The 13,136-nt window shown below is 46.6% G+C and carries 14 protein-coding genes; 8 read left to right on the top strand and 6 right to left on the bottom strand.

From position 1 onward, the window contains the following. Positions 1 to 5: 5 nt before the first annotated feature. Positions 6 to 377 (top strand): hypothetical protein, encoded by a 372-nt coding sequence (locus tag ACO08K_RS31075; RefSeq protein ID WP_421800400.1) that lies wholly within the window; start codon positions 6 to 8, stop codon positions 375 to 377. On the opposite strand, the gene ACO08K_RS31070 is transcribed toward ACO08K_RS31075, so the two are convergent. Further along, on the bottom strand, positions 378 to 1,145 hold the full coding sequence (locus ACO08K_RS31070) for a CmcI family methyltransferase (RefSeq protein WP_421800399.1): 768 nt from the start codon (positions 1,143 to 1,145) through the stop codon (positions 378 to 380). It lies immediately after the preceding gene. A 22-nt stretch (positions 1,146 to 1,167) separates the two neighbouring features. After that, entirely contained in the window at positions 1,168 to 2,691 is a 1,524-nt protein-coding gene (locus ACO08K_RS31065; protein ID WP_421800398.1) for a lipopolysaccharide biosynthesis protein, read from the bottom strand. 135 nt (positions 2,692 to 2,826) lie between these two features. Here ACO08K_RS31065 and ACO08K_RS31060 point away from each other — a divergent pair, with 135 nt between their 5' ends. From ACO08K_RS31060 to ACO08K_RS31050, 3 genes are read left to right on the top strand one after another with little or no spacing between them, the layout of a single operon-like run. After that, positions 2,827 to 3,657, top strand: a complete 831-nt coding sequence (locus ACO08K_RS31060) for an FkbM family methyltransferase (RefSeq protein WP_421800397.1) — start codon at positions 2,827 to 2,829, stop codon at positions 3,655 to 3,657. A gap of 11 nt (positions 3,658 to 3,668) precedes the next feature. Beyond that, positions 3,669 to 4,568, top strand: coding sequence for a glycosyltransferase (locus ACO08K_RS31055; protein WP_421800396.1), 900 nt, complete (start codon positions 3,669 to 3,671; stop codon positions 4,566 to 4,568). Further along, positions 4,561 to 5,583, top strand: coding sequence for a glycosyltransferase (locus ACO08K_RS31050; RefSeq protein ID WP_421800395.1), 1,023 nt, complete (start codon positions 4,561 to 4,563; stop codon positions 5,581 to 5,583). Before ACO08K_RS31055 ends, ACO08K_RS31050 begins: the two co-directional genes overlap by 8 nt. A 309-nt stretch (positions 5,584 to 5,892) precedes the next feature. On the opposite strand, the gene ACO08K_RS31045 is transcribed toward ACO08K_RS31050, so the two are convergent. Then, the gene (locus tag ACO08K_RS31045) at positions 5,893 to 6,624 is read right to left on the bottom strand and encodes a class I SAM-dependent methyltransferase (protein ID WP_421800394.1); all 732 of its coding nucleotides are present in this window, start codon (positions 6,622 to 6,624) and stop codon (positions 5,893 to 5,895) included. Positions 6,625 to 6,693: 69 nt separating this feature from the next. On the opposite strand from ACO08K_RS31045, the gene ACO08K_RS31040 reads away from it, so the two are divergent. Next, a complete protein-coding gene (locus ACO08K_RS31040) occupies positions 6,694 to 7,845 on the top strand; it encodes a glycosyltransferase family 4 protein (protein ID WP_421800393.1) in 1,152 nt (383 codons plus the stop codon). An 11-nt stretch (positions 7,846 to 7,856) separates the two neighbouring features. Here the strand turns inward: ACO08K_RS31040 and ACO08K_RS31035 are convergent, their stop codons facing one another. The 3 genes from ACO08K_RS31035 to hemH form a co-directional block, all read right to left on the bottom strand. Beyond that, the gene (locus ACO08K_RS31035) at positions 7,857 to 8,258 is read right to left on the bottom strand and encodes a gliding motility-associated C-terminal domain-containing protein (protein ID WP_421800392.1); all 402 of its coding nucleotides are present in this window, start codon (positions 8,256 to 8,258) and stop codon (positions 7,857 to 7,859) included. A 219-nt stretch (positions 8,259 to 8,477) separates the two neighbouring features. After that, positions 8,478 to 9,185 (bottom strand): PrsW family glutamic-type intramembrane protease, encoded by a 708-nt coding sequence (locus tag ACO08K_RS31030; protein WP_421800391.1) that lies wholly within the window; start codon positions 9,183 to 9,185, stop codon positions 8,478 to 8,480. Positions 9,186 to 9,227: 42 nt separating this feature from the next. Beyond that, positions 9,228 to 10,241 (bottom strand): ferrochelatase, encoded by a 1,014-nt coding sequence (gene hemH, locus ACO08K_RS31025; protein ID WP_421800390.1) that lies wholly within the window; start codon positions 10,239 to 10,241, stop codon positions 9,228 to 9,230. 164 nt (positions 10,242 to 10,405) lie between these two features. Between hemH and surE the strand changes: the two genes are divergently transcribed. The 3 genes from surE (at position 10,406) to lpxB (ending at position 12,754) form a co-directional block, all read left to right on the top strand. Next, a complete protein-coding gene (surE, locus tag ACO08K_RS31020) occupies positions 10,406 to 11,182 on the top strand; it encodes a 5'/3'-nucleotidase SurE (RefSeq protein WP_421800389.1) in 777 nt (258 codons plus the stop codon). A 7-nt stretch (positions 11,183 to 11,189) separates the two neighbouring features. Continuing rightward, positions 11,190 to 11,495, top strand: coding sequence for a hypothetical protein (locus tag ACO08K_RS31015; RefSeq protein WP_421800388.1), 306 nt, complete (start codon positions 11,190 to 11,192; stop codon positions 11,493 to 11,495). Between the two features lie 140 nt (positions 11,496 to 11,635). Then, the gene (lpxB, locus tag ACO08K_RS31010) at positions 11,636 to 12,754 is read left to right on the top strand and encodes a lipid-A-disaccharide synthase (protein ID WP_421800387.1); all 1,119 of its coding nucleotides are present in this window, start codon (positions 11,636 to 11,638) and stop codon (positions 12,752 to 12,754) included. The last annotated feature ends 382 nt before the right edge of the window (positions 12,755 to 13,136 follow it).

Raw genomic sequence — 13,136 nt, 5'->3', positions numbered from 1 at the left:
TTACCATGAGAAACTTACTTCCACTTTGTTTTATGCTCGGCATGGCCTTGGGTTACCTGCAAACCGGTTTTGCCCAACAAGCTGACACGACCACTCTTGAATACCGTACCAACCGCTGGTCGGAACAATTGGCCAAAGACCTGAACCTACCCGCAGACAAGCTCAACGATTTTAAAACCATCCACCTGGATTACGCTCAACAAATCCAGCAAATGCGCAAAAACGAAGCCATCAACCTGGAAGAAAAGCGCAACAAATTCCGCGGCTTGCTACTCGCCCAACGCACCGAAATCGAACAGTTGTTGAACGATGAGCAGTACGAGTTGTACGTGGCAAAGGCCGGGAATTGGTACCGGAAGGTGAGTGTGGGGGAGTAATTACCGCCAGATAAACCCCGGCAATTTCAAGCGCTGCAGCACTTTATTTATCGACAACAAAGCCTGATACTTCCATTTTTGCCACCTACTTTTTGGCGCAGGAGACTCCGACTCAAAACTGGATTGCCCACTCTGCAAGGTCTGTGGTTTTTCCCTTGGTTTCTTTTCCAGAACAACTATCCCATCATAAAAAGCCACCGAAGCCAGGGATTCGGTCAGCTGGTCTTTTTTGAAGGCCGCCTGACCCGAATGCCAGGCATGAAGGGAATCAACAAAGTTTTTGGAGTATTCAATAAAAGTACCCCGTCGCCGCAATCCCCCGCCGTATTCCAACCAATAAGAAGTCATGGTGTCTTCGCAGAGGTAAATCCCATTGGGTTTGACCTTGGCGTACAATTCCTCAAAAGATACGATCTGCTGTTGCATGGTATGGCCACCATCGTCGATGAGGATGTCTATGTCTGGAATTTGAGCTTTGACCTGCTGCAAAAATGCCCGATCAGCCTGTGATCCGATGAAGATTTGAATGTTTTCTTCTTCCAGCTCTTTGCATTTGGGATCAATATCGATGCCGTAAATTTTGGCTTTGTCCCCAAAATAATGCTTCCACATCTGGAGTGAGCCCCCGTGGAAAACCCCAATTTCCAGGATCACTACCTCTTGACCACGGTACTTCGCAAAATAGCGCTCGTAGATGTCGAAATAATGTTGCCATTTGTGGATCAGTCGGTTTTGATTATTGCGGAAGTACTGTTCTAAGTCCGTCATGAGAATTAAGGGTAACTGTATTTTATTTGAAAGGATTTTTAATGCCAAGTGATCCCAAACCTCCATTCAGCATGCCGATGAGGTCCGGGGCCAATTTCCAATAAACCAAGGGCAATAAATACCCCAAGAGCAGAATGACACCTCCCAATAGCCCATCCAAAATAATGGAGCCAGTAGTAGGCAATACGTAATGCATGCCAACACAAATTAACGCAGAAATCACCAAAAACAACATAGGTCGGGAAAAAGGCAACATCTTAAATTTTACCCAAAGAAAAACCACTTTGATACAATTGAAAGCTACAATAAACACCAACGAAGCATAGGCCGGCCCAAATACGTTGTATTGGCGGATAAATGAATAGTTGAGCCAAATATTCCCTACGCTCAGCGCGATGATCAGCAACATGTTGAAGCGGTAATACTTGGAGATGCCGATGATCATGTCATTGGGCCCAGTGATCATGTCCATCAATTTGGCTAAACCCAGGATCATGGCGATATCGCGGGCGGTCAACAAAACCTCGGGTTTACTGGTCAACTTAAAAATATCATCAGCGACCAAAACCAAACCCAGGTACAAAACCAGCCCAACGGACAACAAATTCAAGGCAATTTTTTTGAAGTGTTCTGCGATTTTATCCATTTGTCCTTTGACAAAAAAATCGCTGATCAGCGGGGCTGAAATGTTCAACACCGACCGGGCAGGCATATCTATCGTGGTGGCAATGGTAAGTGCATAGGTGAATACCCCCACAGATTCCATGCTCTTGATGGTGCCCAACATACTCTGGTCGATGCGATACGCCATCTGAGTACCTGCAATGCCCAAGAGCCCATAAAGGCCATAAGTAATCATTTCTTGAAGGGTAGCTCTAGGGTAGAACTCCCAACGAGCTTGGAGATTAAGTTGCCCCAAACTGCGCAAATAAATAACCAAGGCCAGCACGGATACCAATACCATACCCATTAAAGAATAAGCAATACCCGTAGTATCCAAAATCTGGAAATAGGCCAGAAAAAAGGTAATCGGCATCCACAACTTGGGCAAAATGCTCAGGATAATGCCCGGTATAACAATGCGATGCAGGTTGGCAATGTAGTAGTTGAACAGGTTTTGAAGGGCCAAAAGTGCAACCAAAGCCGGGATGAAATTGAAAAAGAGATCGATGTTTTTAGCATCATCGGGATTCAAGCGTTGGATCAAAACGGAGATGGGACCAGAAAACACCCAGAACAAAATGGAAAACAGCACAATGCCAACGCTGATGTGCAACAAGGAGTAAAGTAAAAGCCCATGTCGCGTTTTGTCCAGGTCTTTGAAGCGGGCAAAATACCGCAGGATAATGGCCTGGATCCCCAGGCTGGCCAGGGGCTCGAACAAGGTACCAGTGGCGTACAAAAACACCATCAGTCCATAAAGCTCCGAGTCTTTGGGGTAAATAAATAAGGTGCTTAAAAAACCGATCGCTACACCAAAAAAATTGGCAATGGTCAATTTTGCCCCCTGCCTGCCAATAATCCCCATTTCAGTTTTTTGATGCAAAGATGCAGATTAAGTTTTGCTTTCAAAATAAAGTTGGCAATTGAAGCATTAGTGCAAACAAGTTCAAAATGCTGCAAAAAATTATTTGCTACTTTTGCGCCGGATTACCCCATACCAGGAAATCAATCATCAGCAATGACACAATCTGTAAGCCAACTGAAAAAACTGGCCATTAAGTTCAGAAACCTGCTTTTTTGGATCACCAATTACCAGATGTACCCTGGAATTGGATTCCGCGAGTTGCACCGCATCCGCACCCAAACTCCTTATACTGCTGGAACGGGGCGCTTCATGAACAAGAGCTTCCAATACACTGATGGCCTGGGGTTTTTGGGCAACATCAAGGAGTTGTTTAAAGAGGAGTGTTACTTTTTTGAAACCAGCAATAAAACCCCTTTCATCATTGATTGTGGGGCCTACATCGGACTGAGCATTTATTACTTCAAATACCGCTTTCCTGGAGCCAAAATCCTGGCTTTTGAGGCCGACCCTTCCACTTTCGCGGTCTTGAATCAAAACCTGACCGACCATCAGCTCAGCAATGTGGAAGTGCACAACCGGGCTGTATGGAATGAAGAAACCGAACTGGTGTTTTATTCTGGCAACTCCATGTCGGGCTCGGTTATGGTCGATGCAGGCAACAAAGGCACGCCGATTCACGTCAAAACGGCTCGCCTCAAAAATTACCTGACCCAGCCCGTTGATTTCCTCAAACTCGACATCGAAGGGGCCGAAGTGCAAGTACTCCGCGACATCCGCGACGATTTGGGCCAGGTTGAACGCATCTTTTTTGAATACCACAGCGTAGCCCATCAGCCCCAGGCTTTGGGCGAGTTGTTGGAAATTCTCACGGCTGCTGGATTTCGCTATTACATCCAGGAAGCTAAAAACTATGCCAAGCGCCCCTTTACTGGCCTGGCGCAGGAGGGTTTTGACCTGCAACTCAACATTTTTGCCATGCGTTAAAGCCCGCGAGCATGATTTCTATTGTCGTATGTCATCGTTCGCCCCATTTTTTGGAGCAGTTCAAACAAAGCCTAGCGGAAACCATTGGCCTTGACTATGAATTGATTGTCATCGATAATTCCCAAAATGCTTACGGAATTTGCCAGGCTTATAACCTGGGAGGAGCAAAAGCGCAATACGACATCATCTGCTTCGCCCACGAAGACATTTTGTTCCATACGCCCAATTGGGGGCAAAACCTGCTGCAACACTTTCAAGACCCTCAAGTAGGAGCAGTAGGTGTAGCTGGAAGTAAAATTTTTAGCAGCAAGTGGTTCACCTTTGGAGGGAAGCACGGCTTTGGCAAAATCAATATCCTCCAACATACGGTAGAAGGCAAAGCGGTTCACCTGGAAAAAATAGACCCCGGCGCCAAAGCGGGCGCAGTGGTATCCCTGGATGGAGTCTTCATTGCCTGCCGCAAAACCATCTTTACGGCTACGCCATTCGATGAGCAAAACCTGCGGCATTTTCATTGCTACGACATGGATTTCTCCCTGCGGGTAAGCCAGCAACATGTGGTTCTGGTAGCCTACGATATTTTACTGGAACACATTTCCTGCGCCAATTACAACGAGCGTTTTGCCCAGGAATTTGACCATCATTTTATGCCCAAATGGGCGCCTCAACTGCCGCTTTATACCGAAGATTTCGATGTCAAAATGTTGCCCAAAGCCGAATGGTATTTGTTCCAAACGTATTCACGCACCCCAATGATGCAAGGTAAAATCGGGCGTTTGTTGCGCGAAAGTTTAAAGCTGTTTTCTGCTTATCCACAGCTTGGTCTGGCCATCAAAATTTGGGCCTTAATCCTGTTTTTTGAGCCCTTTGAACGGCTGAAAAAACAACTTCAACCCCGTAACCATGCTTAGTTCTGAGCACCGTATCGTTGTTGTAACAGTCACTTATGGTGATCGTTGGCCACACCTGCTCCAGGTCATTCCAGCCGTGTTTCAGCAAGGGATTGTGGATCAATTGCTGATCGTAGACAATGCCTCAGCGTACGATGTGGAGGTAAAAATTCGAGCAACTTTTCCACAATTCCTCGATCGCATTTTGGTTTTGCCCCAAACCGAAAACCTGGGATCAGCGGGTGGTTTTTCTGCCGGTTTAAAAAAAGCCTACGCCTTGAATGCCGATTTTGTCTACCTGATCGATGATGACAATCTGCCGGAAGATAAGGCTTTGCCCATTTTATACGAGGAATGGAAAAAAGTAGCGGAAAGGGGCTTGGTTGCACTGTTGTCCTTTCGCTATCAGAACTTGCCCAACCTAAAAAAAGCCGCGTATGGTGAGGAGGTCCGTTATTTTCACGATAAGCCCAACAGTTTTTTAGGTTTTTCTGTGACCAATGCCTTGGCCAAGCTCAACAAACCCGCGAAAGTGCAAAAACAAGGCGGGGAGCTTTTGCCGCAGGTCAAGATTTTACAAGCGCCCTACGGCGGACTTTTTTTGCCACGCGCCACCATTGACCGGATTGGTTTCCCCAACGAGGACTTGTACTTGTACGCCGATGATACGGAGTACAGCTACCGCATCATCCAGCAAGGCGGGGAGATTTTGATGATTACCGCCAGTCGCCTGAAAGACCTGGAGACTTCCTGGTGGAGCGACAGCAATTCCTTGAATAAAAAATGGTCGGTGCCTTTGCTGGAAGAGGGGGGCTTTAAAGCCTATTACAGCACTCGGAATTTGACCTGGTTTTTGTGGAAAAATCTCAGTCCGAATCCAGTATTGTTCTTATTCAATGGACTGATTTACCTGCTTTATTTGCTATTGATGGCCATTGTCTCTAAACGGATGAAGGCGTTTTGGATGATTCTTCGGGCGGTTAAAGATGGCTTGCTGGGGAACTTGGGTAAAAATCTGCGTTTGGAAAAGCGTTGAAAGGTGTGAAAAATATTTTACTGTGAATTTAGGGATTAGTAGTGTTGAAATCATTGTCTAGCTTAATGGAGATGAACTAGCCCTGAAGGGGCGATATCTTCTCAAGAATGGGCAGCGCCCATTCTTAGTTCGAATGGTACCTTAGAAAAAGAAGCCCTGAAGGGGCGACATCACCGGGCTTGATTATGCCGCCCTTTCAGGGCTGGCAGAGTGAGCACAAGTAAGCTGTTTGGTCGAAAGGGCGGTGCCCTTTCTTGGAAATATACCGCCCCTTCAGGGCTAGCTCATTTTACGTAGTTTGATCTTTCGTTACTTTATTTTCCTCGCCACCACCACATACCCCAATGGAAAGCGCGCACTGGTCTTGCGCTGAATTTTTTGACTGATTTTCCAACCCACAATCCATTTGGCGATTGGCTGAAAAATCCGGGAGAGCCCCTTGCTTTTGCCCAAACCTTTGCTCAATAAATCAAAAAGCACTTCCAAATAACCACCGTAAGCCCTCAACTCAAGCACTTCCAGTTGGTTATCCGTGCACATTTTTCGCAAGGCGAACTCCGTATAGCGGTAATAATCGTGCGGGGTTTCGTGCAACCAGTAAAAAAAAGGCACCATCAACATCAGATCGCCACCAGGTTTGAGCACCCGGGCGGTTTCCCGCATGAACGCAAAAGGATCGGCAATGTGCTCCATAACGTCGGAACAAAGGATACTGTCAAAGGTCGCATCAGGAATGGGGAAAGGCTGATTCAGGTCGGCTACAATGTCCAAATGGGGATTGCTGTGCAGAGAGTTGGCCCAGTCGATGCACACATTTTCTTCAACTTTATCCTTGTAAATGCCATAAAAAGGCACCATTCCCGCGCCCAAATCCAGCAGTTTCCCCTTGGCGTATTTTTCGATGATGGCCACATACAAATCAATGTACACCGATAAGATGAACCAGGAACCAGGGTAGACGTGATCAGGGTTCGGTTTCCATTGCCCGGCTTTACGACCCGGAATAAATTTTGAAGCACGCCAAATTTCAATTTGTTGCATAGTGGCTTGGGTTAAAAGGCCACAAATTAAGCATAATGTCTTACTTTTGAACCCTTATCTCCATACTACATGAAGCCCAATATTGCCATTGTTACGCCCCTCCAGCCCACGTATTCCGAAACTTTTTTGCGCGCACACCTGGAGCGGCTCCCTTTTCAGGTACATCATTTTTATGGCTTGCCCAAAATGGGTTACCACCCCATTTACGATGGTGCAGGCAAAGCTTTGTCAAGCGATCAAAAATGGTTCAACTACCTGGAAACGGGCTTGGATACTCTGCTGGGTGAAAATGGCTGGGGCTATGCCTTGCGCCGCCGGGCAATGGTGGACTATTTCAAAAGACATCAGATTGAGGCAGTACTTGCGGAATATGGCCCAACTGGCACCTACATCATGGAGGCTTGCAAACAGGCCAAAGTGCCCATGTTGGTGCATTATCACGGTCGGGATGCCTATCATTATAGAACCGTAGAGCGTTTTGGAGACAAATACCGGCGCATGTTTGATTTTGCTAGTACCATTTTACCCGTCTCCACCGATATGTTCCAGCAATTGCAAAACCTGGGTGCCGCACCCGAAAAAATGCTGCTGAATCCTTACGGACCCAATCCCAGCTTTTTCAGTTTTCAGGATATTGGTGCCAATCCACCTACCTTCCTCACCGTTGGGCGTTTTACGGCCAAAAAAGCGCCACATTTGACCATTCGTGCTTTTGCTAAAGTGGTAGCAGTCGTTCCAGAAGCCAAAATGGTGATGCTGGGCGATGGTGAATTGTGGGAAGAGAGCAAAAACCTGGCAAAGACCTTAGGCGTATATGAGCACATTAACTTTGCCGGTCCCTGCAAACCCGAACAAATTGCCGCTACTCACCACCAGGTAAGGGCATTTGTACAACACTCAGTACGTGCCGTTGATGGTGACTCGGAAGGCACACCCGTCGCCATCCTCGAGGCCATGAAATCAGGCTTACCGGTTGTCTCCACCCGACATGCGGGCATTAAAGACACGGTACTTGAAGAAGAAACCGGTTTTCTGGTTGATGAAGGAGATTGGGAAGGAATGGCCGAAGCCATGTTGAAATTGGCCAAAGATCCAACTTTAGCCGCTGAAATGGGAAATAGGGGGAACTCCAGAGTAGAAGCACATTACACCATGGATCAGCACATCGAGCGCCTGGCCAATGCTATCCAATCTGCAATTAAACAAAATCGACTAGTTTAGCGTAAGCTTGGTTAACGGATCAGGGCAAGCGAGCCCGAAACTATCTTGGGCAGTTTTTTGCTGTCATCCGCCAACTCGTACTGTACTACATAAACATACGTTGCCTGGGGGGCTCCTTGGCCTTTGTAAGAACCGTCCCAACCTTCGTCGGCAGAGGCAGTTTCAAAAACCAGCGCGCCAAATCGATCAAAAACCTTGAGGGTAAATTGAGTAAGAGAACAGGAAGTTCCTGGAATGGCTTTGAAAACATCGTTCTTAGTGTCTCCATTTGGACTGAAGACATTTGGAACGTAGATTTCACAAGCACATTCATTAGCGTTTTCAGTGTGTGGGTAATCGGGAGCTGTACTTGTTGCTGTGGTCGAAAAAAACAAAAAAAGCAAAAAAGAAAAAAAGGTCGTCTTCGTTTTCATGGGATGATATGGCATTATTCGCAGTGCAATAATACACCTATTCATAAGGTATGCAAAAAAAAATTAAGTGTATTTTGTAAATGTGAAGTTCGGTCTAGCGAATGGAGGGGTTTTGTAGGAGAACGGTCAAAGATGTTTCCAATTTGGCATATAAACCATGGCCTTTGTGCAAAAAAGCCATCAAACGGTACCGAATCTCCCCAAAAACCGCGGGCAAATTCAGACTATTTCGTTCGCTATTTCGTGATCTCGCTGTAAGTGGGCTTTGATTTTTTTGAACCCAAGCCGCCACAATTGAATCACAATCAGGGTAAAAAAGATAAGAATACCAAGGAGAACCAGTCCATCGAGCTCATCAGCTTCAGAGTACATCAACGCAAAATCGTACAGGCCGTGAAAAAGGATAGGCATGGCTAAACTAGCCAACAGCAAGCGATTTTTCTGCCCACCCGTGTGAAATTTGGCCAAAGAGAAATAGTACCCCATCAATACGGCAAAAAAACCGTGGCCAGGTACAGCAAGAATGGCTCGGGCTATGGCGACACCCATTCCCCCATCCAGAACGTACATGATGTTTTCCACCAGGGCAAAGCCTAGAGAAACAAAAATAGCGTACAGAATCCCGTCGTAATACTGGTCGAAATCTTTATTGCGCCAAATCACCCAGTACAAAATGAGTAATTTGGAAAATTCTTCAGGAATGGCAGCAAGGCAAAAGGCGTCGTAAAAAGCTTTCCAGAATGGGCTACCGATGCTTTCCGCAATTGGAGCAATTGGCTCAACGATGATCAGGGTCAAAACCAAAGCCAAAAAGCCACCAAAAAAACACTTCAACAATAATGCCCGTGGCTCTTTGAGTTTGTCCTTGCGATAAACCAGGTACATAAAAATCATCACAGGGGTAATGGAGGCGATCAGCAGGCTCATGTTGGTAGTGGTTATTAGGTGTTGGTATGAGCTGCAATATACTTATTTTACCATTTCCGCTACCACCTTTATCCAGCGTGGATCATCATTCAAGCTTGGTACCAAATCTACTTTTTCACCCCCCATTTTTTCAAACTCCTCCTGATATTCTGTTCCGATTTCAATGATGGTTTCCAGACAGTCGGCTACAAAAGCTGCACTGAAGACCAGCAATCGTTTGGCTCCACCGTGGGCGAGTTTTTCAATTACCTCACTGGTGTAGGGTTGCGCCCAGGGATCTCGGCCCAAGCGGCTTTGAAAACAGGTCGTGTACCGTTCAGCGGGCAAATTCAACAGGCCGGCAATGGCCTTTGTGGTGCCATAACACTGGGCAGAGTAACAAAACTGGTTTTTGAGGGAAATGCTTGCGCAGCAATCCGCACTTTTTAGGCAATGGTTGCAGGCATCTGCCTTGCGCAACTGGCGCTGGGGCAGGCCGTGATAACTGAAAAGAATATGATCGTAGCTATCGAGATCGAATTGCCGGGCATTGTCGGCAAAAATTTCGATCATCGGCGCGTGGTCGTAATAGCTGTTGATGAAGCGCACCGAAGGTATGGTTTGCTCCTTGCGCAAGAGGCGCATTACTTCATCGTGTACCGAGCCCGTCGTAGCCGAAGCGTACTGTGGGAACAGAGCTAAAACGGTAATTTCAGAGACCTGCTTGGCCAACAATTTTTTCAAAGCGGACTCAATAGATGGGTTTTGGTACCGCATGCCCAATTCAACGACGTATTCATCGCCCAGGTGTTCCTGTACACCTGCAGCCACCCGTTCACCATAGATTTTGATGGGAGAACCATCGGGCGTCCACAATTCCTGATACAATTTGGCCGAAGATCCCGAGCGGAAAGGTGCAATGATACCTTTGACCAACAATTGCCGGGGCAACCAGGGAATATCAATGACCCGCGGGTCGGTCAAAAACTCTCGCAAATACACATACACATCACCGCGAGTAGGGGAGTTGGGCGTCCCCAAATTGACCAGCAAAACGCCTTTTTTACCAAAAACCATAATACACTTGTTTTGAGAGCATGATTAAGCTCTTATAGACAGCATTGGGAACAAGTCGGTCCCGATTTGGTTTATTTTTTTGTCAAAACCCATCACTATATTTAAATGGGTTTATTTTTGACCCTGCGAAAATAAGCGTATCCAAGATGAATCCACAACCCGATATGAAAAAACCCTTAATTCTGGTCACAAATGACGATGGGATTGCCGCACGGGGCATCAAAGCCTTGATTGATGTTGCCAAACAAATTGGGGATGTCATTGTAGTTGCCCCCGATTCACCCCAATCTGGTCAGGGACACGCCATCACCCTGGAACAACCCCTGCGCTTGTACAAAGTAGACCTCTTCGAAGGTGTAGAAGCCTATGAATGCTCAGGTACCCCGGTTGATTGTGTCAAACTCGCCAAAAACGTCCTGCTCAAAGATCGCGAATTGCACCTTTGTGTATCCGGCATCAACCACGGCTCCAATGCCTCCATCAACATCCTTTATTCCGGGACCATGTCTGCTGCGATGGAAGCCTCTTTGGAGGGAGTTCCCTCTATTGGTTTTTCCTTCCTGAATTATTCCCCCCGGGCCGATTTCTCTGCAACTGCTCCCTACGTGAAAGGCCTGATGGAATACGTACTGGAACACCGCATGAGCAAAGGGAATTTGTGGAATGTCAATTTGCCTGATCTACCCGCCAACGAAATCAAGGGTGTCAAGGCATGTCGCCAGGCTGACTCTCGTTGGGTCGAGGAGTTTGTGGAAGCAACCGATCCTCGAGGCCAAAAATATTATTGGCTCACCGGGCGCTTTGTCAATGAGGACGAAGCAGAAGACACCGACATCTGGGCCTTGGAGAATGGCTACATTTCGGTAGTTCCTTCCAAACACGATTTGACCAATTACGAGGCATTGGCGGAATTGGGTCCGCTAGAGGCTTTGTTTAAATAAAAAGGTTATGAACATTGATCGCAATCAAATTTGGGTGGGCAGCCTGGTTGGGCTTTTGATCCCCTTTGTGGGTTATGCTGTCCTGCTCATGATTTCCGAAAAACTGGATGAATGGTTGCCAGAATATACGGTTGATGGTGAGTCGGTAATCGCGCCTCGAACGCTTTACTTGTTGGCCATCTGTTGCAATTTGTTGCCTTTCCATTTTTTCAACAACCGCCGTGCCGTTAAGGCCATGAGGGGGATCATCATTGCGACGATCGGCTTGGGAGTGGTGTGGCTGGTTTATTTTGGGAAAACAATGATGGAATAGGTTGAAAAAAGTTGAGGAGTTGAGAGGTTGAGGAGTTGAGGCTACCGCAGCGTATTAGACAGTCTTTGTCAAAATCGCTGCGGTAGCCTCAACACCTCAACTCCTCAACTTCTCAACACCTCAACTCCTCAACTTAATCTATGAAATACTACCTCATCGCAGGCGAAGCCTCCGGCGACCTACACGGTTCCAACCTGATGAAAGCCCTCAAAATCGAAGACTCCGCTGCGGACTTCCGCATTTGGGGTGGTGACCTCATGCAGGAAGCAGGCGGGGATTTGCGCAAACACTACCGCGATCTGGCCTTCATGGGTTTTGTGGAGGTACTGAAAAACCTGCGGACTATTGTACGCAACCTGCGTTTTTGTGAGCAGGATATTTTGGCCTACCAGCCAGATGCACTGATTTTGATCGATTACCCTGGCTTTAACCTGCGCATCGCCAAATGGGCCAAACAGCAGGGCATCAAAGTCCTGTATTACATCTCGCCCCAAATCTGGGCCTGGCACACCAGTCGGGTTCATCAAATCAAAGCCAATGTGGATCGCATGTACGTGATCCTGCCCTTTGAAAAAGATTTTTACGCCAAATACAATTGTGAGGTCGATTTTGTCGGGCATCCCCTGCTGGACGTGGTAAAAAACTATGCTGCTGCGCCTGATTTTCGCAGCAAAAATGGGCTTACCGAAAGCCCCATCATTGCCCTGTTGCCCGGGAGCCGCAAGCAGGAGATCATCCGAATGCTGAGCGTTATGCTGGAAATGGCCCCACTTTTCCCACAATATCAGTTCGTTATTGCGGGTGCTCCCTCAATGCCTGCGGCTTTTTATGAACAGATTTTGGCCGAAAAACAGCGCCCTCAGAATGTCAAATTGGTACAAAAACAAACCTACGACTTACTCTCTCAAGCCGAGGCTGCATTGGTAACTTCCGGTACAGCCACGCTCGAAACCGCCTTGTTTCAAGTGCCCGAAGTGGTGTGCTACCGGGGCAATAACTTATCTTACCAAATCGCCAAACGTTTGATCAGCGTCAAGTACATTTCACTAGTAAATCTGATCGTAGACAAGCCACTGGTGAAGGAACTTATACAGAATGATTTTAATTCAAAAGCGCTTCATAATGAGCTTGAAAAAATTTTACAGCCCGGGGCGAGGCAGATTTTAAAAACTGGATACGCTGAATTACAGCTACTTATGGGTGATGCAGGTGCTTCCCGTCGTGCAGCCAGGCTAATGTATGAAAAAATAAGTGATTAAATATTTTTATAATATTATAAAATTAGTACATTTGTGAAGTCGAAATCAATTCGGCAGACTTTGTAAGCTAATCTACGTTATCAAGGATCGGACCAACATTTGGACGTGTGCCCATCTAACAAAGGGCTCTCAAGCTAATTGCGTTCCATTCATCTCCGCAACATCTCCACAACCTATTCCAAATTACTGTTTATTCACCTTCCAAATTAGATTTATTTTTTGCATTGGCTTCCATGAAGCCCTGCTTTGTTATTGTGTTCAACCGCTTGATTTTTTTGTGTTCAACCGCTTAACTGTTTTATTTTCAACCGTTTAATTTTTATGTTCAACCGCTTTATTGTTTTTTTATTGTGCTTTGAGTTGTTTTAACCGCTTGATTCCC

The organism is Haliscomenobacter sp., from assembly GCF_965225875.1.
Taxonomy (GTDB): Bacteria; Bacteroidota; Bacteroidia; order Chitinophagales; family Saprospiraceae; genus Haliscomenobacter.
This window is presented reverse-complemented; position numbering and strand designations above follow the sequence as displayed.

Excerpts from the sequence above, each read along its gene's own strand:
- surE (WP_421800389.1), top strand. The coding sequence starts at position 10,406 with ATGAAAAAACCCTTAATTCTGGTCACAAATGACGATGGGATTGCCGCA.
- ACO08K_RS31055 (WP_421800396.1), top strand. The coding sequence starts at position 3,669 with ATGATTTCTATTGTCGTATGTCATCGTTCGCCCCATTTTTTGGAGCAG.
- lpxB (WP_421800387.1), top strand. The coding sequence starts at position 11,636 with ATGAAATACTACCTCATCGCAGGCGAAGCCTCCGGCGACCTACACGGT.
- hemH (WP_421800390.1), bottom strand. The coding sequence starts at position 10,241 with ATGGTTTTTGGTAAAAAAGGCGTTTTGCTGGTCAATTTGGGGACGCCC.
- ACO08K_RS31035 (WP_421800392.1), bottom strand. The coding sequence starts at position 8,258 with ATGAAAACGAAGACGACCTTTTTTTCTTTTTTGCTTTTTTTGTTTTTT.
- ACO08K_RS31070 (WP_421800399.1), bottom strand. The coding sequence starts at position 1,145 with ATGACGGACTTAGAACAGTACTTCCGCAATAATCAAAACCGACTGATC.
- ACO08K_RS31050 (WP_421800395.1), top strand. The coding sequence starts at position 4,561 with ATGCTTAGTTCTGAGCACCGTATCGTTGTTGTAACAGTCACTTATGGT.
- ACO08K_RS31075 (WP_421800400.1), top strand. The coding sequence starts at position 6 with ATGAGAAACTTACTTCCACTTTGTTTTATGCTCGGCATGGCCTTGGGT.
- ACO08K_RS31045 (WP_421800394.1), bottom strand. The coding sequence starts at position 6,624 with ATGCAACAAATTGAAATTTGGCGTGCTTCAAAATTTATTCCGGGTCGT.
- ACO08K_RS31040 (WP_421800393.1), top strand. The coding sequence starts at position 6,694 with ATGAAGCCCAATATTGCCATTGTTACGCCCCTCCAGCCCACGTATTCC.
- ACO08K_RS31015 (WP_421800388.1), top strand. The coding sequence starts at position 11,190 with ATGAACATTGATCGCAATCAAATTTGGGTGGGCAGCCTGGTTGGGCTT.
- ACO08K_RS31030 (WP_421800391.1), bottom strand. The coding sequence starts at position 9,185 with ATGAGCCTGCTGATCGCCTCCATTACCCCTGTGATGATTTTTATGTAC.
- ACO08K_RS31060 (WP_421800397.1), top strand. The coding sequence starts at position 2,827 with ATGACACAATCTGTAAGCCAACTGAAAAAACTGGCCATTAAGTTCAGA.